We start from the raw sequence: 20193 nt of genomic DNA, 5'->3' as shown, positions 1-20193 counted from the left end.
ATCGTAGGGCCCACTGATGCAACTTACCGAGGCTTTACCTAGTTCCCGGCTTCGGGGGAAGAGGAGGCAGGATGTTGGTCATGTCCAACGTTTCCCCCTCCGGCCCGGCGATGGCCGCGAGCCCCCTCACCCGCGCGGTGCTCGAGATCGACACCTACGCGTCGGGCCTCGGCTGGGACCAGCCCGCCCGCCTGTTCGCCCTGGTCGACACCGCCCGGCTGCGCGCCCGGGAGCCCAGGCTCGCCTCCCAGCTCGGCCTGGGCGACGACGCCGCCTCCTACACACCGATCGAGCAGGACAAGCTGCCGCGCGGGAAGCCGCTCGACGAGTTCCTCGGCACGATCGCCTGGCCCGACGCCGTCGCCGGCTGCGCCATGACGGTGGAGCGGCTCATGCTGCCCCCGTCGGCGGAGGCCCAGGTGCCGCAGGGGCTGAGCGAGAAGCAGCTCGCCAAGTGGGTCGCCGGGCACCCGGACCGCCAGGAGGTCCGGATGACCGTGGCGGTGCTGCGGAGCGGCGCGCGCGAGGCGGCGATCCGGCTGCGCGAGAAGGACTCGGCGACCGAGGTCCTGACGGGCCCGGACCTGGTGCCGGGGCTCGCCGAGGCGCTCGCGGCCACCTTCGAGGGCTGAGGGCCCGTCCGTACGGAGAAGGGCGGCGCCCCCGGTCGGGGTGCCGCCCTTCGTGTCTGCCCGTGCCCGCGTCCCGTGTCCGCGCGCGTCCCGGGGCTCAGCCATTGGAGCAGCTCGGCAGGGACGCCGTGTCGCCCTCGCGGAGCTTCTCCAGGGACTTCGTGGCGTCGTCGATGGTGTCGACCTTGACGAGCGTGAGTCCGTCGGGGATGTCGGAGGCGGCCGTGGCGCAGTTGTCGGCCGGGGTGAGGAAGTACTCGGCGCCCGCGTTGCGCGCGCCGACGAGCTTCATCTCGATGCCGCCGATCGGGCCGACCTTCCCCTTGTCGTCGATGGTGCCGGTGCCGGCCACGAACCGGCCGCCCGTGAGGCTCTCCGGGGTGAGCTTGTCGATGATGCCGAGCGCGAACATCAGTCCGGCGCTGGGGCCGCCGACGTCGGCCAGGTTGATGTCGATCGTGAACGGGAAGACGTGGTCGGTGCCGGCCTGGATGCCGACGACGGCCCGGTCGCCCTCCTCGGAGGTGGTGGTCCTGATGACCACCTTCCGGGTGGCGGTCGGCTCCTTGCCCGCCTTCTCGGCGGCGGCCGCCTCCTTGGCGGGGACGATGGTGAACTCGACGTCCTGGCCGGGCTTCCGCTTCGTCACCTGCGCGGCGACGTCGCTCTGTTCGGCGATCGGCACGCCGTCGACGGCCCTGATCACGTCTCCGGCGTGCAGCCTGCCCTCGGCCGGGGCGCCCTTGACCACCGTGGCGACGACGACCCGGGAGACCACCGGGATGCCCAGCTCGCCGAGGGCCGCCACCTTCGCGCTCTCCTGGGACTGGCTGAACTCCTCGGCGTTCTCCTGGCTCGACTGCTCCTCGGTCTTGCCGTCCGGGTAGAGCGTGTCGTGCGGCACCACCACGTTGTCGTGGGCGAGCCATCCGTAGACGGCCTCGACGGCGTTCATCCGGTAGTCCGCGCCGGTGACCCGGACCGTCGTCATGTTGAGGTGGCCGTCGGTCGGGTACGTCTTGCGGCCGGAGATCCGGAGGACCGGCTCCCCCCTGGCCTCGCCGAGGGTGTTGACCGTCGGTCCGGGGCTCATCTCCGCGTACGGCACCGGGATCAGAACGCCGGCGATGAGCAGGCAGATCAGGACCAGGGTGGAGGCGAGCATCGTCGCGGTGCGGCGTGGCATGGAACGACAGTACGGGACTCGCCTGTGGACACACCCCCGGGGCGGGTCCGTACGGGGAGGCCCCCGTCAGCCGGAGGAGGACGAGGTGACGGCGGCGGCCGCGGCCGGTTCGCGCTCGTGGCGAGCGGAGTCCTCACGCTCGGGGCGGGCGAAGTCCTCGCGCTCGTGGCGGGCGGAATCGGAGGGCGTGGAGTGGGCGCGTTCCATCGCGTCCCGGAAGCGGGCGTAGCCGGCGAGCTCGGCCACGTCGCCTATGGTCTTGCTCCTCGAAGCCCAGCTTCCCCATATCGCCGCGCCGACGACTGCGAAAAGCGGAATCAGCAACCAGGCCAGCGCTGCCATCCCGACCTCCCATCCCCAGTGAGTTGATCAGCAGACTGTTTCATCCGTGTCGTCAACGCTCGCGCGCGGGGGTCGGTTACGCAAATCGGGCGTTCGGCTACGGCGCGTCGGCGCGTCGCCTTGCTTCCCGGTCCTCCCTAGCAGGAACCCACCCACTCCTCGGTTCCGTCCGAGAAGGTCTGGCGCTTCCAAATGGGTACTTCGTGCTTGAGGTCGTCGATCAGCATGCGGCAGGCCTCGAAGGCCTCCGCGCGGTGGGGGCAGGAGACGGCCACGACGACCGCGATGTCGCCGACGCGCAGGTCGCCCACGCGGTGGACCGCGGCCAGGGCGCGGACCGGGTGGTTCGCGACGACCTTCTCGGCGACGCGGCGCAGCTCCGCCCCGGCCGAGGGGTGGCAGGAGTAGCCGAGCCCGTCGACGTCCGCGCCGCCGTCGTGGTTGCGCACGGTGCCGACGAAGAGGGTCGTGCCGCCGGAGGCGTCGTCCCCGACGGCCCGGAAGACCTCGTCGACGGAGAGCGGGGCCTCCCGGATCGCGAGGAGCTTGATGGGGTCGGCCGCGGCCCGCTCGCCAGGGTGGTCAGACGTCAGTGCCATGAGCCCATCGTGCCGTACATCGCCGACAACCCGGAATAGCGGTTTCGACCGGCGCTCCGGACCCTCCGTAGGAGGGTCCTACAGTCCGCCGGAAGGCCGTGTCCCTGACGCGCCCGCCGGAGGGGCGTGTCCGGCGCGTCCGCCGGAGGGCCGTGTCCCGGGCGCGGGCGGGCCACCGGGGGGCCGCCTCCCGCTACGGGCGGTCCGCCGGGAGCCGCCTCCCGGGCGCGGGTCAGATCCCTCGCCGCTTGCGCATCTGCCGTACGAGCGCCGCCGTGCCGAGCAGCGCCACCGTCGCGCCGGCCGCGCCGGCCGCCGTCGCGTCCTTGCGGCCCAGGCGGCGGCCCGCGACCGTGTGGCGGCCCTCGACCTCCTCCAGGAGCGCGGTGAGGACCTCCTCGTTCGTCCACTTCGGCCGCCAGCCGGCGTCGTGCAGCCGTCCGACGCTCACCACCCAGGGGTGCATGGTGTACGCGAGGTCGCCCGCCGGGGACGGGGTCAGACCGATCCGGTGGAGGCGGGCCGCCGTGCCGAGGGCGACGGCGGAGGGCAGCTCCATGCGCCGGATCCCGGAGAGCTCCTCGACCTCCTCCTGCTCCAGCCAGCCCTCGCAGCCGACCGCGAACTCGCCGTCGACCTTCTCCAGGGCCGCGTACTCCAGGGCGCTCACCAGGTCCTCGACGTGGCAGAACTGCCAGGTCGGCCGGGAACCGGCGACGACGAGCAGCCGGGGCGACTCGAAGTAGCGGGTCAGCGCCGTGTCCGTGCCGCCGACGAGGACGGCCGGGCGGACCACCGTGACGTTGAGGCCGGGGTGCGCGCGGGGCGCCCGGCGGCCGAGGCGCTCGATCTCCAGCATGTCGCCGACGCCGGTGGCCTCCGCCGTGGCCTTCAGCTCGGCGTCCTCGGAGAGCGGGACGTCGTTGTCGGGCAGGGCGCCGTAGACCATCGAGGAGGTGCAGAGCACCACCCGGTGGACCCCGGCGGCCGCGGCGGCGGTCAGGACGGTCTGCGTGCCGCGCACGTTGTAGGCCGTCCGGGCGGCGGGGTCGCTCTCCAGGTCGAGGTCGACGGCGAGGTGCACGACGACGTCGGCGCCGCGCAGCTTCTCCGCGATGGCCGGATCGCGCACGTCGAGGACGTGCCAGTGCGCCTCCGGGACCTCGCCCCGGCGCTCGTCGATGGCGACGACCCGCTTGACCTCGTCGGAGGCGGCGAGACGCCTGGTCAGCAGGTCGCCGACGCCGGATGCGGCGCCGGTGACCGCGACGACGGGCCCGCGCGCGACGGGCCGGGTCGAGTGGTTTCGCGCTCCGCGAACCTGTGGATCTGGGGAACTCACCGGGCGTCTCCAGAGGTTGTCTTCAGTACGTACGCCGCACGACGTACGGACCAGGTGGCGTCCATCCTGCCGCAGGGCACGCCCCGGCGGAGCACCGAGCCCGTTTCCGGCCCGGATGTCTACGCTGGTGGTGTGCGGAGCCTGTCGTGGGCAGGCTCTGGTCGGGCAGTCGCCGTCGGCAGGAGGCCGGCGGCCCTACGAGCCGAGGAAACCTGTGAGTGACACCCCATTCGGATTCGGCCTTCCGCCGGAGGAGCCGGAGGACGGCGACGGCAAGAAGAAGGACCCCGCCGGAGGTGGCCAGGGGTCCGGTGGCCAGGGCGGCAACCCGTTCGGGGCGAACCCGTTCGGTTTCGGCGCACTGCCGGGCATGGGCGGGGCCGGCGGGCCGGGCGGCGCGGACAATCCGTTCGCGGCCATGTTCGGCTCGCTGAACCCCAACGATCTGGGCGCGGCCTTCCAGCAGCTCGGGCAGATGCTGAGCTACGAGGGCGGTCCCGTCAACTGGGACATGGCCAAGCAGATCGCGCGCCAGGTGGTGGCCCAGGGCACGCCGGACGGCACCAAGGACGCCAGCGTGGGCCCGGCCGAGAAGTCGGCGGTCCAGGAGGCGCTGCGCCTGGCCGACCTGTGGCTGGACCAGGCGACCTCGCTGCCCTCCGGTGCGAACGTCGCCGTGGCGTGGAGCCGCGCGGAGTGGGTCGAGGCGACGCTGCCGGCGTGGCAGCAGCTCGTGGACCCGGTCGCCGAGCGGGTCGGCGCGGCGATGGGCGACGTCCTGCCGGAGGAGATGCAGGCCATGGCGGGCCCGCTGATCGGCATGATGCGCTCCATGGGCGGCGCCATGTTCGGCCAGCAGATCGGGCAGGCCGTGGGCGCGCTCGCCGGTGAGGTCGTCGGCTCGACCGACGTCGGCCTGCCGCTGGGCCCGGCCGGGCGCGCCGCACTGCTGCCGCTGAACGTCGAGGCCTTCGGCAGGGACCTGGGCGTGCCCTCGGACGAGGTGCGGCTCTACCTGGCCCTGCGCGAGGCCGCCCACCAGCGCCTCTTCGCGCACGTGCCGTGGCTGCGGGCGCACCTGTTCGGCGCGGTCGAGGGGTACGCGCGCGGGATCAAGGTCGACACCTCGAAGCTGGAGGAGGCGGTGGGCCAGCTCGACCCGACGCATCCCGAGCAGCTTCAGGAGGCGCTCCAGCAGGGCATGTTCCAGCCGGAGGACACCCCGGAGCAGAAGGCGGCCCTGGCCCGTCTGGAGACGGCGCTCGCGCTGGTCGAGGGCTGGGTGGACGCGGTGGTCCACGAGGCCGCCAAGTCCCGTCTGACCTCGGCGGACGCGCTGCGCGAGACGCTGCGCCGGCGCCGGGCCTCGGGCGGTCCCGCCGAGCAGACCTTCGCGACCCTGATCGGTCTGGAGCTGCGTCCGCGGCGGCTGCGGGACGCGGCGCGCCTGTGGGCCTCGCTCACCGACGCGCGCGGGGTCGACGGCCGGGACGGCCTGTGGGAGCACCCGGACATGCTGCCGACGGCGACCGACCTGGACGACCCGGACGGCTTCGTGCACCGCGAGCACCTGGACTTCTCCGAGCTGGACAAGATGCTCGGCGAGGCGGCGAAGGGCGGCGCGCCGAGGGGCGGCGCCCCGAAGGGTGACGGCCCGGAGGACGACGCCCCGGAGGACGACGGCCGGGACGGCGGCGGGGACGGCAAGGAGTGACCCTGCACGACGACGCGGTCCTCGTGCTCAAGGAGTACGGGGGCCAGGAGGAGCTGCGCCAGGTCTACCTGGACCACCTGGACGCGCACCCGGACGGCATGTACAAGCCCTGCCCGGCCGGTCACCTGACGTCCAGCGCGCTGGTGGTCGACCCCGTGCGGGGGCGGGTGCTGCTGACCCTGCACAGGAAGCTGGGCATGTGGTTGCAGATGGGCGGCCACTGCGAGCCCGGTGACACGACGGTCGAGGGCGCCGCGCTGCGGGAGGCGACGGAGGAGTCCGGGATCCCCGGGCTCGTCCTGCTGCCGGGCGGCCCGGTGCGGCTCGACCGGCACCCGATCCCGGCGCCCTGCCACTGGCACCTGGACGTGCAGTACGCGGCCCTGGCGCCGGCGGACGCGGTGGAGCGGATCAGCGAGGAGTCGCTGGACCTGCGCTGGTTCGCGTACGAGGACGTGGCCGGCGTGGCGGACACGTCGGTGGTCCGCCTCCTGGAGGGCACGCTGGCCCGGCTGTGAGGAGACGGGAAGGGGGCGGGCGCCCGACCGGCGCCCGCCCCCTCCTCCGTACCCCTGCCTAGTTCCAGGCGTTGTTCTGGTTCTGACCGTGGGCCCCGTGCTGTCCGGCCCCGTACTGGGCGGCGATGCCCTGGCCGATGGCCGCGTGCTGCGGGGGCATGACCTCGCTGGGCTGGACGAGGGCGAAGCCCTGTCCGAGGAAGCTGAGCTCCCAGCCCTCTCCGGTGTCGCCGCGCCGGCGGCGGACGCTGGAGTTGTGCGTCTGCGCCTGCATCTGGACGCGCAGCCCGGTGGACCAGGCGACGATCGCGTCCGCGTCGACGCTGACGTACTTGTCGGGCGTGACCTGCATCATCAGCGGCTGCCCGGAGGTCATCAGGGCGACCTTGCCGCGGCCGGAGATGTTGAGCTGGTACTTGCCGGAGCCGGAGATGCCGTACTGGCTGTCGACGGCGATGACCTCGGTGTGGAGGGTCGAGTCGAGCGCCAGGACGTAGGCGCTGTCGACGGTGAGGCCCTCCTGCTCGACCTCCACGACGTGGACGTACTGCGCCAGGTTGGCGAAGTAGACCGTGCCCTGCCCGGAGCAGCGCATCAGGTCGAGGCCCTCGCCGGTGCGGGTGCGGGCCCGGCGCTGGTTCGCGGTCTGGTACTCGCCGTCGAAGTCGATGAGGCCCTGGTAGGCGACCATGGCGCCCTTGCGGGCGAGGACGTCGTCCTGCCCGGTCAGGCTGACCCGCAGGAGCTGCGGGTTCTGGACGACGTACCGCTCCTGGCTCTGCTGCTCGGCGTGGTTGAAAAGCGGGCTCTGCATGGTGTGTTCTCGCTCCCCCTCAGCCCCGGACCCGCAGGCGGTCGGTGCTGTCCTCGCTCGGCTGTACGACGACGATGCCCTGGCCCGAGAAGGCCATCTGGTACGCCTCGCCGCTGCCCCGTCCGATGAGGGAGGAGGCCTTGAAGCTGCGCTTGCCCTTGACCTTGAGCGCGGGCGACCAGGCGACGAGCGCGTCCGGGTCGACGTACGTCTCGTCCTCGCCGCGTCCGCAGTCGACGACGACCGGGGTGCCGCGCGAGGTCAGCGCGACCCAGCCGGTGCCGGAGACCGTCACGTTGAACAGGCCCTGGCCGGCGAACTTGGCGAGGCCCTTGACCCGCTCGACGCCCCACTGGAGGTGCGCGTCGAAGGCGAGGAGGTTGGTGCCGTTGACCGACAGGGAGTCGTTGTTCAGGTTGATCACGACGACGTCGGCGCCGTAGTCGGCGAGGTAGAGCAGGCCGTCGCCGGAGCACTTCATGATCGGCGCGCCCTCGCCCGTGACCCACTCCTTGCCGTACTGCCGGACGGCGGGCGGATTGGGCTCGTAGGTGATGAAGCCCTCGTAGGCGACCATCGAGCCCGACCGGGCGTAGAGGTCCTGGCCGCTCGTCATGGCGACCTTGAGCATGGCGCTGCCGTGGTTCTCCATCCGGGCCGCGACGGGGGTCGGGACGTAGCCCGCGAGTTGCTGGTTCATGGCTTCGGGCTCCCTCAGACCTCGTAGGGCTGGACGACGACGAAGTTTCCGGGGGCGCCCCGGAACTGCAGGTTCACGGTCTCCCCGCTGTGGCCCGGATAGGCGTTGCGGCGCAGGCGCACCTGGCTGGAGAGGACGACCTGGGAGGCAGACGACCAGGCGACGACGGCGTTGCAGTCGGCGAAGGTGGTCGGCGTGACCGGGAGGACCACGGGGACACCCCGGGTCTTCACGACGACGGTGCCGCTGCCCTGGAACTGCATGGTGAAGAGGGCGCCGCCGGGGATGCCGTGGCCCTCGATGCGGCGGACCTCGTACTGGAGGGTCTCGTCGAACGCGAGGACGTTCTCGGCGGAGACGCAGATGCCGTCGCCCTGGAGCTCGATCGGGTGGAGCTGGGCGCCCTCCTCGGCGAGGAAGACCTGGCCGCGGCCGGTGCAGCGCATGAGCTGCATCTCCTGGCCGGTGGCGTTGCCGACGATCCGGCCGGCGAAGCCCGCGCCCTTGTAGCCGAAGTCGACCTTGCCCTGGTACATGACCATGGAGCCCTGCCGGGCCAGGACGGGCGTGCCGCCCATGGCGAGGTCGACCCGCATGAGCTGCTGGTTCTGCGGGGTCCAGCGGGAGCCGGTGGGGGCCTCCTTGTACGGCGCGAGCGCGGCGGCGAGGCCCGCGCCGGTGGCGGGGGCGCCCTGGGGCACGCCCGCGTGCTGCTGCCCGTAGCCGGGCGGCTGCTGTCCGTACGGGGGCGGGGTCTGCCCGTAGGGGGGCTGCTGGCCGTACGGCTGCTGGTGGCCGTGGGGCGGGGTGTGCGGCGGCTGGCCGTGGCCGGGGTACTGGCCCGGGGGCTGCCCGGGGACCTGGCCGTACGGCGGCGGGGTCTGCCCGTACGGGGCGGGCGCCGGAGCCGGCGGGGGCACGGGGCCGGGGGCCAGGGGCGCGACCATCGTGGGCGCCGTGTGGACCGGCGGCGCCTGCGGGGCGGGGGCCGGAGCGGGCGGGCCGGGCGGGGCGCCGAACGCGGGCGCGGGGGCCGGGGCGGGTGCCGGGGCCGGGGCGGCGAAGGCCGGGGGCGCCGCGGCCTGGGGCGGCGGGGCGAAGCCGGGGGCGGGGGCCTGCTGCTGCGGGGCGGCGGGCTCCTCCTCGGCGACCTCGCCGCCGAAGTTGCGCAGGAGCGCCTCCAGGCCTCCGTCGAAGCCCTGGCCGACGGCGGCGAACCGCCAGACGTCCTTGAGGTAGAAGTCGCCGAGCATCACCGCGCGCTCGGTGGAGAACTCCGCTCCGGTGAACGCGTACCGGGCGACCTCCTCGCCGCCGGCCACGATCCGCAGGTGGCCGGGGCCGATCTGGGACATCTGGCCCGCGCCGTCGATCGTGGCGGTGAAGGACAGCTTGTGGATGTGCGCCGGGACGCGGTCGAGGGTGACGCGGAAGGACTCGGTGTCACCGGCCTGGGCGCCGAGCTGCTGGATGGACTCCTCGGGCGACTTCGGCTGGTTGAAGAAGACGAAGTAGCGGTCGTCCGAGAGCCGCTCGTCGGCGTCGAGACCGAAGCAGCTGATGTCGAAAGTCAGTCCGGGCGCCGCGATCTGCACGCCCACGTACAGATCGGTCCCCGCGGTCAGATCACTGATCTTGGCCTTGTGGCCGCGTTGGAATTCCCTGGCCATGCGTAACGACCGTCCCCCATCCCGAATGGCGAATGCTCGCGCCAGGCTAACCGCTGCGTGCGACATTGAGACAGGCCAGGGTGTTTTCGGTACGGAATCGGGAAATCCACGTGCCGCCGCGTGGCGGCGCCGTCACTCCTCGCGAGCGTCCGGGAGGTCCTCGTCGTCCGCGGGGCCGGGGTGGCCCGGGAGGTTCGGGAGGCGGTCGGCGGCGACCACGCCCTCCAGGTAGCCGCGGGCCCGCTCGGTGCGGGGGTAGGCCTCCAGGAGCCGCCAGAAGCGGGGGCCGTGGCCGGGGACGAGCAGATGGGCCAGCTCGTGCAGGAGGACGTAGTCGACGACGTACTCGGGCATGCCCTGGAGCCGGTGGGAGAGGCGGATGCTGCCCTCGGAGGGGGTGCAGGAGCCCCAGCGGGTGTTCTGGTTGGTCACCCAGCGGACCGAGTCCGGGCGGGCCCGGCCGCCGAAGTACTGGTCGGAGAGGCGCCGCGCCCGCTCGGTGAGCTCGCGGTCGCCGAGGACGCCGCGGCTCTCCTTGGCGGCGAGCTTCTCCAGCATGACGCCGACCCAGCGCCGCTCCTCCGCCTCCGACATGCGGGCGGGGATGAGCACCACGGTCCGGTCGCCCTCGCGGTAGGCCGAGACGGTCCTGCTCCGGCGGGCGCTCCTGCGGACCTCGACCTCGCTCGTCCCCGCGCCACGGGGTGGCTTGCCGGTCGCGCTGTGTCGTGGGTCGGCGGGCACGGCCCCGACGTTACCCGCTGCCGGAGCCGTTTCGGGAACGGTCGGGCCGTACGCCGCCCCATTCGAATGACTAATCCCCCGGCCTGTGGACAACTTTCGGCACGGGTCGGGGCGACGGGGCATTCTCACTTCCGGGCGACGGAAATCCGTTGTCGATCATGAATGCGGATCGTGCGTGTGGATCGTGCGCGCGGATCGTGCGTGCGGATCACGAGTACGGGTCGATGAGCGGGGACGGGGGCGGGGAAATGCATCCGATGGTGAAACCGGCGCTGCGGCGGGCCTGGCGGAGCCTGCGGTGCGTCCAGTTCGGGGTCACTCCGGCCCATGCCGTGGTGCTCGACCCGGTCGGTCCGGAGACGGAGGCGGTGCTCGGGCTGCTCGACGGGACGCGCGGGGTCGAGCTGCTGCGGGGCGAGGCGCGGGCGCTCGGCCTGCCGGAGGGACGGCTCGACGCGCTCCTCGGCCGGCTGGAGTCGGCGGGGCTCCTCGCGGACGCCGCGGCGGGGCGGCCCGGGAGGGCGGGGCCGGCCGCCGGGGCGGCGGACGCGGCCCTCGATCCGCTCCGGGCGGACCTGGCCTCCCTGTCCGTGGTCCATCCCGAGCCGGAGCGGGCGGCGGGAGTCCTGGCGGCCCGGCGGGCCCTGCGCGTCCAGGTCCGGGGCGCGGGACGGGTGGGGGCGACGGTGGCGGCCCTGCTCGCCGCGGCGGGCGTGGGCCGGGTCGAGGTGCTGGACCCGGGCCGGGTCGAGCCCTGGGAGACGGCGCCGGGCGGCCTGCCGCCCGAGTCCGTCGGCGAGCGCCGGACGACGGCCGCCCGCCGCCTGGTCGGCCGCTGGTCGCGGGGCGCGATGCCCGGGGGCGGCCGGGGCGGAGGCGGGACCGGGTGGGACGGTCGGGTGGGAGGCGGCGCCGGGCCGGGCGGCCGGGGCGGAGGCGGGGCCGGGCCGGGCGGCCGGGTGGGGGCGGGGAGCCACGGGCCGGGTGAAGGGCGGGGCGGGGCCGGGGTCTCACTCGTGGTGGTGACGCCGAGGGACGGTCTCGGCGCGTACGTCCCCGATCCGCTCCCGGCCGAGCGGTGGGTCTCCGCCGGCGTCCCCCACCTGTACGCCGGGGTCGTCGAGGCCACGGGCACGGTCGGCCCGCTCGTGCTGCCGGGCGGCACCGCCTGCGCCCGCTGCCTCCAGGAGGAGCGGACGGACCGCGATCCGGTGCGGCCCCGGCTGCTCGCCCAGTGGCGTTCCGGCGCCCCGCACCCGCTGCCGGCCTGCGACCTGGCACTGGCCACGGCGGTGGCGGGGCTGGCCGCCGCGCACGCCCTCGCCTTCCTGGACGGGGACCTGCCGGCGAGCACGGGCACCCGCTGGGAGGCGTCACTGCCGTTCCTGGAGTGGCGGGCGGAGCGGCTGAGGCCCCATCCGGCCTGCCCGTGCGGGGCGGCGCGCGGAAGGGAGGGGGAACGCGCCTCGGCAGCGGAGGACAGGCACGACACAATGGCGGGGTAACGGCCCTGCGCGGCACTGCAGTCTGGGTTTTGGAGGGGCGCATGTCTGATCTTCCCCGGAAGGCGGTCACCCGGACCGCCAAGTTGGCCGCGTTGCCCCTGGGCTTCGCGGGCCGGGCCACCTGGGGCCTGGGCAAGCGGATCGGCGGCAGATCGGCGGAGATCGTCGCCCGCGAGCTCCAGCAGCGCACGGCCGACCAACTCTTCAAGGTGCTCGGGGAGTTGAAGGGAGGGGCGATGAAGTTCGGGCAGGCGCTCTCCGTCTTCGAGTCGGCCCTGCCGGAGGAGGTCGCGGGGCCGTACCGGGCGGCGCTGACGAAGCTCCAGGACGCGGCGCCGCCGATGCCCACGCGGACGGTGCACGCGGTCCTGGAGGAGCGCCTCGGCCCCGACTGGCGGGAGCTGTTCCTGGAGTTCGAGGACAAGCCGGCGGCCGCGGCCTCGATCGGGCAGGTGCACCGGGCCGTGTGGCACGACGGGCGCGAGGTCGCGGTCAAGGTGCAGTACCCGGGCGCCGGGGAGGCACTGCTCTCGGACCTCACCCAGCTGAGCCGCTTCGCCCGCCTCCTCGGCCCGCTGGTCCCGGGCATGGACATCAAGCCGCTGATCGCCGAGATGCGGGACCGGGTCTCCGAGGAGCTGGACTACGGACTGGAGGCGACGGCCCAGCGGAAGCACGCGGAGGAGTTCGCGGACGATCCGGACGTGGTGGTCCCGGCGGTGGTGCACCAGTCGGAACAGGTCCTGGTGACCGAGTGGATGGAGGGGCTCCCGCTCGCGGAGGTGATCGCGGACGGCACCCGGGAGCAGCGGGACCGGGCGGGCCAGCTCCTCGCCCGCTTCCTCTTCTCCGGTCCGGCGCGCACCGGCCTGCTGCACGCCGATCCGCACCCGGGGAACTTCCGGCTGCTGCCCGGGGCCGACGAGGGGACCGACGGGGAAGGGGACCCGGAGGGCTGGCGGCTCGGCGTCCTCGACTTCGGCACCGTGGACCGGCTGCCGGGCGGACTGCCCGAAACGATCGGTGCCTGTCTGCGGACGACGCTGGCCGGTGACGCCGAGACGGTCTACGACCTGCTGCGCGAGGAGGGCTTCGTCAAGGAGACCGTCTCGCTCGATCCGGACGCGGTCCTGGAGTACCTGCTGCCGATCATCGAGCCGGCCGAGGCGGAGTCCTTCGTCTTCACGCGGTCCTGGATGCGCGCCCAGGCGGCCCGCATCGCCGACCCCCGCTCCCCCGCCCATCAACTGGGCAAGCAGCTGAACCTGCCGCCCTCGTACCTGCTGATCCACCGGGTGACGCTGAGCACCATCGGGGTGCTGTGCCAGCTGAACGCGACGGTCCGCCTGCACGACGAACTGGTCGCGTGGCTCCCGGGCTTCGCCGAGCCGGAAGCGGAGGAGGAGGCGGAGGCGGAGGCGGACTAGGGGGTGCCTCGCCGATCATGCCGGGCAGGGCCTGGGGACCGTCACCACCAGGAGGAGTCGAGTCTGCCCTCGATGGCGCGGAGGTTGGCCCGGGAGCACTCCTCGCAGAAGTACACCCGGCGGTCGTCCTCCACCGAGCAGGTCCAGGTCAGCGGCAGGGTGTCGGCGGTCCTGCCGCAGCGTGCGCAGGTGAAGGGCTCCTCGGGGGCACCGGCGTCGTTCATCCTCGCGACGATAGCCCGGCGGAGCGTCCGCGGTCCCGCACAACGCACCGCGGGGGCCGGTCCTGACGGACCGGCCCCCGCGACGGCGCCCCGGAGGGCGCGGGTTCTCAGTGCATGACGGCCATGGCCAGCGCGCGGCGGGCGCGCAGCGAGACGCGCTCGGCGCGGCGCTGCATGCGCCGGGCGGCGACCAGGCGCACGGCCTGGCGTTCCGCCTCGGCCTCGCGCTGTCGGTCGTGCATATGGGCACGAGCCAGGGCTTCGGGGATGAGTTGCATCTCAAGGGTCCTGTTCTGACGCGCCACGGGAGCGGCGGCGGGGGAGAAGGCTGAGGTCGCGGAGCCGGCGGGCTCGCTGGTGGAAGAGGTCATCGGGGCCTGCTTCTGGGGATCGTGCGTGTGGGGGCGGTCGATGGTTCCGGTGGCGTTCATGCCGAGACCGGGTTCTTGCGCGGACGGCCACGGGGCCGCTTCCGGGCGACGACCACGCCCTGGACGAAGAGCTCACCGCCCCAGACGCCCCACGGCTCGCGCCGCTCCTTGGCGCCGGCGAGACAGGCGGCCACGAGCGGGCAGGTCCGGCAGAGGGACTTCGCGTACTCCACGTCGGCCGGGGACTCCGCGAAGAAGACCTCGGGGTCGTAGGAGCGACAGGGGACGGGGACGCCGAGGTTCTCGATGGCGTCGTCGAGCGCGGTGAGCGCGGTGAGGGGGGTCAAAGCGGGGTCCTCCGTGAGGCCGGGCTGGGGGATCGAATCCGAAAGCGGTACGGACGGGGCGTGCGCTTCGAGTTGCACGGGGTTCTTTCCTCGTCTGGTCGTTCCGGCCTGTTGGCCGGGGTTTCGGCTGGTACCGGGTGGTGTCTGTCCCGAGGCCCCTTCTCCCGTCCGTCCCCGTTCGGGGACAAACAGAAGGGCCGCGGATCCCGGGTGGGGTTCCGCGGCCCTGAAGGCGCCTGCCTGATCCTGGATCAGGCTGGATCACTCCAGGGTTCGAGCCCACGGAAGGCCCACATCGTGTGGTGCGTCGTCTGCTGCTGGGTGCCGGCACCGGTCGCCGCAAAGGCATAGGCCTCGGCCTTGCCCGCTGCTCCTGCTTCCAGTGCCTTGGTCGGTCGCTCGTCGCGCAGGCCCACGGAGGGCCGGAGCTCCACGCCGGTGAACATGCCGAGGCCGGAGAGACCGGTGGCAGGCAGACCGGTGCCAATGAACGCCGAGGCGGAGAAGCCGAGCGAGCAGGCGGAGACGACCGAGCGATCGGTCATTTTGGCGGTGCTGACGAAGCTGGCGGTGCTGGTCTGAATGGTGGTGCTGATCACTGGAATCGCCTCCTCTCGGCGTCTCGGAGGGCTCGGGTGCGAGCCGGACCCTCATGTTTATTTGGACAAGTACAGCACGAGGACAGGGCTTCGAAGAAGCCGCCGTTCTCGTGGTTAAGAACCTATGGGGCTTGACGGGGCGGGCGCAAACTATTTTTCCGACGAGTTTTCCTCAGTCCTCGCCGACCCCCGCGCCTCCCTCCTCACCTGCGCAGATGGCCAGCACATCGGCTCCGAAGCGGTTCAGCTTGCGGGTGCCGACGCCGGCGATCGAGGCGAGCTCCCCACCGGTGGCGGGGACCCGCTCGGCGATCGCCATGAGCGTCTTGTCGGTGAAGACGCAATAGGCCGGCTGGCCGAGCTCGCCCGCCCGCCCGGCGCGCCAGTCGCGGAGCCGCTCGTACAGCCCCTCGTCCATGTCCGAGGGGCAGTCCTCGCAGCGCATCAGCTTCATCGCGCCCGCCTCGGTGAGCGTCGTGCCGCAGACCCGGCAGCGGACGGGGCCGCGCGGCCTGCGCCGTCCCTCCGCGCCCCCCCGCTCGACGGAGCCCGGGCCGCCCCTGCCGGGGGCGAGGGCGCCGGACCCGGGGCGCAGGCCCTTGAGGAAGCGGGTGGGGCGCCGGGAGGGCCGGCCGCCCGGGGAGCGGGAGAGGGACCAGGAGAGCGCGAGGTGGACCCGGGCGCGGGTGACGCCGACGTACAGCAGGCGCCGCTCCTCCTCGACCTGCTCGTCGGTCTTGGCGTAGGTGATCGGCATCATGCCCTCGGTGAGGCCGACCAGGAAGACGGCGTCCCATTCGAGGCCCTTGGCCGCGTGCAGCGAGGCGAGGGTGACGCCCTGGACGGTCGGGGCGTGCTGGGCGGCGGCCCGCTCGTCGAGCTCGGCGACCAGGTCGGAGAGGGTGGCCCCCGGCCTGGCGCGGGCGAAGTCCTCGGCGAGCCGGACGAGGGCGGCGAGGGACTCCCAGCGGTCGCGGACGGCGCCGGAGCCCGCGGGCGGCTCGGTGGTCCAGCCCTTGGTGGAGAGGACCGCCCTGACCTGCGCGGGCAGGTCCTCGGCGTCGTCGAGGAGGGAGTCGTTGCCCCCGGCTCGGGCCGCGCCGCGCAGGGCGATGCCCGCCTCCCGGACCTCCTGGCGCTCGAAGAAGCGCTCGGCGCCGCGGAGCTGGTAGGGCACTCCGGCGTCGGCGAGGGCCTGCTCGTAGACCTCGGACTGGGCGTTGATCCGGTAGAGGACGGCGATCTCGCCGGCCGGCACGCCGGCGGCCACGAGGTCCCTGATCCGGCGGGCGGTGCCCTCGGCCTCGGCGGGCTCGTCGGCGTACTCGGCGTAGACCGGCTCGGGGCCCGGGTCGCGCTGGGAGATCAGCTCCAGGCGGTGCTCGGCGGCCCGGCCGCGGGCCTGGGAGAGCAGTCCGTTGGCCAGGTGGACGACCTGGGGGGTGGAGCGGTAGTCGCGGACCAGCTTGACCACGGTGGCGCCGGGGTGCCGGGTGCGGAAGTTCAGCAGGTGGTCGGGGGTGGCGCCGGTGAAGGAGTAGATCGTCTGGCTGGCGTCGCCGACCACGCAGAGGCTGTCGCGGTCGCCGAGCCACAGGTCGAGCAGCCGCTGCTGGAGCGGGGAGACGTCCTGGTACTCGTCCACCACGAAGTGCTGGTACTGGCGGCGGACCTGGTCGGCGATGTCGTGCCGGTCCTGGAGGATGCCGACGGTGAGCAGCAGCACGTCCTCGAAGTCGATCACCGAGCGGTCGCGCTTGAGCTGCTCGTACGTGGCGTAGATCTGGCCGATCTCGGCCGGGTCGCGGGGTGCGTCCCGGTGGGCCTTGGCGACGACGGCCGGATAGTCGGCGGGGACGGTCTGGGTGACCTTGGCCCACTCGATCTCGCCGGTGACGTCCCGCAGCTCGTTCCGGTCCAGCCGGATCCGGCAGCGGGCGGCGGCCTCGGCGACGAGCTGGACCTTCCGCTCCAGGAGCCGGGGCAGCTCGCCACCGACTGCTTTCGGCCAGAAGAACTGGAGCTGGCGGAGGGCCGCGGAGTGGAAGGTGCGGGCCTGGACGCCGCCCGCGCCGAGCTGCCGGAGCCGGCCGCGCATCTCGCCCGCGGCGCGGTTGGTGAAGGTGACGGCGAGCACGCCGGCGGGCTGGAGCACGCCCGCCCGCACCCCGTACGCGATCCGGTGCGTGATGGCCCGCGTCTTGCCCGTGCCGGCTCCCGCCAGCACGCACACCGGGCCGCCCAGGGCGAGCGCGACCTCGCGCTGCTCGGGGTCGAGCCCGTCGAGCACCGCGTCGGCCGTCTCCGGGACCCGGGGGAAGAGAGTGGAGTGTGTCGCTGCTGTCACCCCGCCATGCTGCCAGGTCACGCGGGGCCGGTGCGTCGGGTTGTCCACAGGCGGGAGGCGCCGGTCATACGAATCCCGGGGCGGAGGGGGCGGGCCCGGGGCTGTGCGAAACCGGTCGGGAAACGGCCCGGGGCCGATTGCGGGAATGGGACGGGCGGGTCGTGCGTTCTCCTTCTCGGACCCGTCAGCGAACGCGAGCGAAGAACCAGAGGAGCGCCTGGCCATGCAGGGCACTGTGACGATGTACAGCACCACGTGGTGCGGCTACTGCCGTCGGCTGAAGAGCCAGATGGAGCGCGAGGGCATCGCGTACACGGAGATCAACATCGAGCAGGACCCGGACTCGGCGGCGTTCGTCGAGAAGGCCAACGGTGGCAACCAGACCGTGCCGACCGTGCTCTTCCCGGACGGCTCCACCCTGACGAACCCGAGCCTCGCGCAGGTCAAGCAGAAGATCGGCGCCTGAGCGGTTTTCGGCCACACGGTCCCGCGCCCGAGCGCGCCCGCCGTGCCCCGCGCCCCCTTCGGTCACACCCGACCGGAGGGGGCGTTCTCGTCGCGCCTCATCGGCGCCACCACCAGGCGGTTCGGCGGTTCCAGCAGGCGAGGCGGGCGGACCGGGCGGGTCAGAGCACGTCGCCCGGCTTCGGGAGCGGCCTGCCGTACCAGCGCTCGACCAGGCGGGAGGCGATCGAGATGCCGTACGGGGGGACGACCTCGCCGGTCTCGAAGGCGGCGGCCAGCTCCTCGCGGGAGAACCAGCGGGCCTCGTGGATCTCCTCCCCGTCCACGGTGATCTCCGAGGAGGTGGCGCGGGCGAAGAAGCCCAGCATCAGGCTGGAGGGGAAGGGCCAGGGCTGGCTGGCGACGTACTCGACCTCGCCGACCGTGACGCCCGCCTCCTCGAAGACCTCGCGGACCACCGACTGCTCGATGGACTCGCCCGGCTCGACGAAGCCGGCGAGGGTCGAGAAGCGGCCCTCCGGCCAGTGGACCTGGCGGCCGAGCAGGGCCCGGTCGTGCTCGTCCGTGACGAGCATGATCACCGCGGGGTCGGTGCGCGGGTAGTGCTCGGCGCCGCAGGCCTGGCAGCGCCGGATGTGCCCGGCGGCGGCGATGACCGTGCGCTCGCCGCAGCGCGAGCAGAAGCGGTGGAGGCGCTGCCAGTTCTCCAGGGCCACGGCGTGCACCATCAGGCCGGCGTCCCGGTCGGAGAGCAGCAGCCCGGCCTCGCGCAGTCCGGCGGGGCGGGCGGACTGGTCCATGCGGCCGGGCAGGGAGTCCTTCTGGAGCGCGAAGTAGGAGACCCCGTCGGCGTCCGTGCCCAGGAAGTAGCGGTGGGTCTCGGTGACGGGGGCCTCGAACGCCGGGGTCATGACGAGCTCGGTGGTGCCGTCGGAGCGGTCGTCGATCAGCACCTGGCCGCCGGAGACCACGAAGACCCGGGTCGTGGGGTGGCTCCAGGCCGCCGCGAGCCACGCCTCGTCGAGGCGGTGGTGGGCGGCGCGGTCGACGCCGCTCGGGGCGGTGAGCGAGATCGGGCGGTCCGCCGGGGCGTCCGCCGGGAACGGGGAGTCCGGGGCGTTCGGGGCGTTCTCCGGGGCCGACGTGTCGTTCAGGGCCGGCGCGTTCTTCAAGGTGCTCACAGGTTGCTTCCAACTCCCCCGGTTCGGTGTGGTGGGTTCAGCGCTCGGCGGCCTGGAGGGCGACGGGCAGGTCGCCCCAGAGATGAGCGGTCGTCTCGACGCCCTTCATGAGGAGATCGAGCTCGATCTTCTCGTTCGGGGCGTGCCAGCCGTCGGACGGGACGGAGATGCCGAGGAACAGGACGGGTGCCTCCAGGACGTCCTGGAGGTCGGCGGCCGGACCCGAGCCGCCCTCGCGGGTGTAGCGGACCTCGGCGCCGTCGAAGGCCCGGCTCATGGCCCCGGCCACCGCCTTCAGGGCGGGGTGGCCGAGGGGGGTGAGGCAGGGGCGGGTCGGGGCGCCGAAGACGATGTCGTACCGGATCCCGGCCGGGACGAGGTCGGCGAGCCAGTCCCGCACCGCGAGTTCGATCCCGGCCGGGTCCTGGCCGGCGACGAGCCGGAAGGAGAGCTTGAGGTGGGCGGAGGCGGGGACGATCGTCTTGCCGCCGGGGCCCTGGTAGCCGCCGCCGATGCCGTTGACCTCGGCGGTGGGGCGGGCCCAGACCCGCTCCAGGGTGGAGAAGCCGGCCTCGCCGAGGGTGCCGTGCGACGAGGCGGTGCGCAGCCAGGCCGCCTCGTCGAAGGGCAGCTCGGCGACGAGGGCCCGCTCGGCGTCGGTCAGCTCGGTCACCCCGTCGTAGAAGCCGGGGATCGCCACGCGCTCGTCGGCGTCGTGGAGGGCGGCGACGATCCGGCCCGCGACGGTGGCCGGGTTCGGCACGGCGCCGCCGAAGGAGCCGGAGTGGATGTCCTGGTCGGGGCCGTACAGCTCGATCTCGCAGTCCGCGACCCCGCGCATGCCGGTGCAGACGGTGGGGGTGGTCTCGGACCACATGCCGGTGTCGGAGACGATCACGGCGTCGGCGGCGAGCCGCTCCGCGCGGGCCTCGACCAGCTCGCGGAAGTGCGGGGAGCCGGACTCCTCCTCGCCCTCGATCAGCAGCTTGAGGTGGACGGCGGGGGCCGTGCGGCCGGTGGCGGCGAGGTGGGCGCGGACGCCGAGGGTGTGGAAGAACACCTGGCCCTTGTCGTCGGCCGCCCCGCGCGCGTACATCCGGCCGTCGACCACGGTCGGCTCGAACGGGTCCGTGTGCCAGCCGTCCTCGCGGGCGGCGGGCTGCACGTCGTGGTGGCCGTAGACGAGGACGGCCGGGGCGCCGGGGTCGTCCGAGGGCCACTCCGCGAACACGGCGGGGGCGCCGGCGGTCTCCCAGACCTCGACCGTCGTGAAGCCGGTCTCCGCGAGCTTGGCGGCGAGCCAGTCGGCGCTGCGCCGCACGTCGCCGGCCCGCTCCGGCTGCGCCGAGACGGACGGGATGCGCAGCCACTCGGCGAGGTCGCCGAGGAAGGCGGCGCGGTGCCGCTCGACGTACGTGCGCACTGCGTGGACGGCGCTGTCCGGGGTCTCGCTCATACACATGAGC

21 protein-coding genes are annotated in these 20193 nt (G+C 73.5%); 6 read left to right on the top strand and 15 right to left on the bottom strand.

What is annotated here, in order from left to right; translation table 11 throughout:
- Positions 1-80: 80 nt before the first annotated feature.
- Positions 81-632, top strand: a complete 552-nt coding sequence (locus tag ACIQKA_RS13640; RefSeq protein ID WP_383159061.1) for a PPA1309 family protein — start codon at positions 81-83, stop codon at positions 630-632.
- A 97-nt stretch (positions 633-729) separates the two neighbouring features.
- Here the strand turns inward: ACIQKA_RS13640 and ACIQKA_RS13635 are convergent, their stop codons facing one another.
- The 4 genes from ACIQKA_RS13635 to ACIQKA_RS13620 form a co-directional block, all read right to left on the bottom strand.
- Positions 730-1818 carry a PDZ domain-containing protein gene (locus ACIQKA_RS13635; protein WP_391093262.1) on the bottom strand — a complete coding sequence of 363 codons (1089 nt, stop codon included), beginning with the start codon at positions 1816-1818 and terminating at the stop codon, positions 730-732.
- 66 nt (positions 1819-1884) lie between these two features.
- Positions 1885-2064 carry a hypothetical protein gene (locus tag ACIQKA_RS13630; RefSeq protein ID WP_391093539.1) on the bottom strand — a complete coding sequence of 60 codons (180 nt, stop codon included), beginning with the start codon at positions 2062-2064 and terminating at the stop codon, positions 1885-1887.
- Positions 2065-2297: 233 nt separating this feature from the next.
- The gene (locus ACIQKA_RS13625; protein WP_402540992.1) at positions 2298-2759 is read right to left on the bottom strand and encodes a molybdenum cofactor biosynthesis protein MoaE; all 462 of its coding nucleotides are present in this window, start codon (positions 2757-2759) and stop codon (positions 2298-2300) included.
- A 232-nt stretch (positions 2760-2991) separates the two neighbouring features.
- Positions 2992-4101: an SDR family oxidoreductase gene (locus ACIQKA_RS13620; RefSeq protein ID WP_383443888.1), complete on the bottom strand. Its 1110-nt coding sequence runs from the start codon at positions 4099-4101 to the stop codon at positions 2992-2994.
- 214 nt (positions 4102-4315) lie between these two features.
- On the opposite strand from ACIQKA_RS13620, the gene ACIQKA_RS13615 reads away from it, so the two are divergent.
- Together ACIQKA_RS13615 and ACIQKA_RS13610 are read left to right on the top strand one after the other, a co-directional pair.
- Complete coding sequence (locus tag ACIQKA_RS13615; protein ID WP_383159069.1) at positions 4316-5815, top strand: zinc-dependent metalloprotease; 1500 nt, start codon at positions 4316-4318, stop codon at positions 5813-5815.
- Positions 5812-6333 (top strand): NUDIX hydrolase, encoded by a 522-nt coding sequence (locus tag ACIQKA_RS13610; RefSeq protein ID WP_383159071.1) that lies wholly within the window; start codon positions 5812-5814, stop codon positions 6331-6333. The genes ACIQKA_RS13615 and ACIQKA_RS13610 overlap by 4 nt, the downstream gene beginning before the upstream one ends.
- A gap of 58 nt (positions 6334-6391) precedes the next feature.
- Here ACIQKA_RS13610 and ACIQKA_RS13605 read toward each other — a convergent pair whose 3' ends face one another.
- The 4 genes from ACIQKA_RS13605 to ACIQKA_RS13590 form a co-directional block, all read right to left on the bottom strand.
- Positions 6392-7147, bottom strand: a complete 756-nt coding sequence (locus ACIQKA_RS13605) for an AIM24 family protein (RefSeq protein WP_383159073.1) — start codon at positions 7145-7147, stop codon at positions 6392-6394.
- A 19-nt stretch (positions 7148-7166) separates the two neighbouring features.
- Entirely contained in the window at positions 7167-7847 is a 681-nt protein-coding gene (locus ACIQKA_RS13600) for an AIM24 family protein (protein ID WP_383159075.1), read from the bottom strand.
- A 14-nt stretch (positions 7848-7861) separates the two neighbouring features.
- Positions 7862-9517: a TerD family protein gene (locus ACIQKA_RS13595; RefSeq protein ID WP_383443882.1), complete on the bottom strand. Its 1656-nt coding sequence runs from the start codon at positions 9515-9517 to the stop codon at positions 7862-7864.
- A gap of 132 nt (positions 9518-9649) precedes the next feature.
- Positions 9650-10261: a M48 family metallopeptidase gene (locus tag ACIQKA_RS13590; RefSeq protein WP_383159079.1), complete on the bottom strand. Its 612-nt coding sequence runs from the start codon at positions 10259-10261 to the stop codon at positions 9650-9652.
- 248 nt (positions 10262-10509) lie between these two features.
- Between ACIQKA_RS13590 and ACIQKA_RS13585 the strand changes: the two genes are divergently transcribed.
- Together ACIQKA_RS13585 and ACIQKA_RS13580 are read left to right on the top strand one after the other, a co-directional pair.
- On the top strand, positions 10510-11766 hold the full coding sequence (locus ACIQKA_RS13585; RefSeq protein ID WP_391093264.1) for a TOMM precursor leader peptide-binding protein: 1257 nt from the start codon (positions 10510-10512) through the stop codon (positions 11764-11766).
- Between the two features lie 41 nt (positions 11767-11807).
- Entirely contained in the window at positions 11808-13193 is a 1386-nt protein-coding gene (locus ACIQKA_RS13580; protein WP_383443876.1) for an ABC1 kinase family protein, read from the top strand.
- A gap of 41 nt (positions 13194-13234) precedes the next feature.
- On the opposite strand, the gene ACIQKA_RS13575 is transcribed toward ACIQKA_RS13580, so the two are convergent.
- The 5 genes from ACIQKA_RS13575 to ACIQKA_RS13555 form a co-directional block, all read right to left on the bottom strand.
- Entirely contained in the window at positions 13235-13417 is a 183-nt protein-coding gene (locus ACIQKA_RS13575) for a hypothetical protein (RefSeq protein WP_366371725.1), read from the bottom strand.
- Positions 13418-13524: 107 nt separating this feature from the next.
- Positions 13525-13848 (bottom strand): hypothetical protein, encoded by a 324-nt coding sequence (locus tag ACIQKA_RS13570; RefSeq protein ID WP_383159194.1) that lies wholly within the window; start codon positions 13846-13848, stop codon positions 13525-13527.
- Entirely contained in the window at positions 13845-14213 is a 369-nt protein-coding gene (locus ACIQKA_RS13565; RefSeq protein WP_376243118.1) for a WhiB family transcriptional regulator, read from the bottom strand. The genes ACIQKA_RS13570 and ACIQKA_RS13565 overlap by 4 nt, the downstream gene beginning before the upstream one ends.
- A 173-nt stretch (positions 14214-14386) precedes the next feature.
- Positions 14387-14734, bottom strand: coding sequence for a hypothetical protein (locus ACIQKA_RS13560; protein WP_391093267.1), 348 nt, complete (start codon positions 14732-14734; stop codon positions 14387-14389).
- Between the two features lie 172 nt (positions 14735-14906).
- Positions 14907-17081, bottom strand: coding sequence for an ATP-dependent DNA helicase UvrD2 (locus ACIQKA_RS13555; protein ID WP_402540987.1), 2175 nt, complete (start codon positions 17079-17081; stop codon positions 14907-14909).
- Positions 17082-17304: 223 nt separating this feature from the next.
- On the opposite strand from ACIQKA_RS13555, the gene ACIQKA_RS13550 reads away from it, so the two are divergent.
- On the top strand, positions 17305-17547 hold the full coding sequence (locus ACIQKA_RS13550; protein ID WP_366371716.1) for a mycoredoxin: 243 nt from the start codon (positions 17305-17307) through the stop codon (positions 17545-17547).
- A 160-nt stretch (positions 17548-17707) separates the two neighbouring features.
- Here the strand turns inward: ACIQKA_RS13550 and nudC are convergent, their stop codons facing one another.
- On the bottom strand, positions 17708-18619 hold the full coding sequence (gene nudC, locus ACIQKA_RS13545; RefSeq protein ID WP_383159216.1) for an NAD(+) diphosphatase: 912 nt from the start codon (positions 18617-18619) through the stop codon (positions 17708-17710).
- A gap of 145 nt (positions 18620-18764) precedes the next feature.
- Positions 18765-20183, bottom strand: coding sequence for a dipeptidase (locus ACIQKA_RS13540; RefSeq protein ID WP_391093270.1), 1419 nt, complete (start codon positions 20181-20183; stop codon positions 18765-18767).
- Positions 20184-20193: the final 10 nt, after the last annotated feature.

It is taken from the genome of Streptomyces sp. NPDC092045, from assembly GCF_044756005.1.
Lineage (GTDB): Bacteria > Actinomycetota > Actinomycetes > Streptomycetales > Streptomycetaceae > Streptomyces.
The sequence above is the reverse complement of the archived record's forward strand: the minus strand, read 5'-3'. Positions and strand labels throughout refer to the sequence as shown.

Bases quoted from the DNA above. Each gene is read 5' to 3' on its own strand.
- ACIQKA_RS13640 (WP_383159061.1), top strand. From the start codon at position 81: ATGTCCAACGTTTCCCCCTCCGGCCCGGCGATGGCCGCGAGCCCCCTC.
- ACIQKA_RS13635 (WP_391093262.1), bottom strand. From the start codon at position 1,818: ATGCCACGCCGCACCGCGACGATGCTCGCCTCCACCCTGGTCCTGATC.
- ACIQKA_RS13625 (WP_402540992.1), bottom strand. From the start codon at position 2,759: ATGGCACTGACGTCTGACCACCCTGGCGAGCGGGCCGCGGCCGACCCC.
- ACIQKA_RS13605 (WP_383159073.1), bottom strand. From the start codon at position 7,147: ATGCAGAGCCCGCTTTTCAACCACGCCGAGCAGCAGAGCCAGGAGCGG.
- ACIQKA_RS13600 (WP_383159075.1), bottom strand. From the start codon at position 7,847: ATGAACCAGCAACTCGCGGGCTACGTCCCGACCCCCGTCGCGGCCCGG.
- ACIQKA_RS13595 (WP_383443882.1), bottom strand. From the start codon at position 9,517: ATGGCCAGGGAATTCCAACGCGGCCACAAGGCCAAGATCAGTGATCTG.
- ACIQKA_RS13585 (WP_391093264.1), top strand. From the start codon at position 10,510: ATGCATCCGATGGTGAAACCGGCGCTGCGGCGGGCCTGGCGGAGCCTG.
- ACIQKA_RS13580 (WP_383443876.1), top strand. From the start codon at position 11,808: ATGTCTGATCTTCCCCGGAAGGCGGTCACCCGGACCGCCAAGTTGGCC.
- ACIQKA_RS13575 (WP_366371725.1), bottom strand. From the start codon at position 13,417: ATGAACGACGCCGGTGCCCCCGAGGAGCCCTTCACCTGCGCACGCTGC.
- ACIQKA_RS13570 (WP_383159194.1), bottom strand. From the start codon at position 13,848: ATGAACGCCACCGGAACCATCGACCGCCCCCACACGCACGATCCCCAG.
- ACIQKA_RS13550 (WP_366371716.1), top strand. From the start codon at position 17,305: ATGCAGGGCACTGTGACGATGTACAGCACCACGTGGTGCGGCTACTGC.
- ACIQKA_RS13540 (WP_391093270.1), bottom strand. From the start codon at position 20,183: ATGAGCGAGACCCCGGACAGCGCCGTCCACGCAGTGCGCACGTACGTC.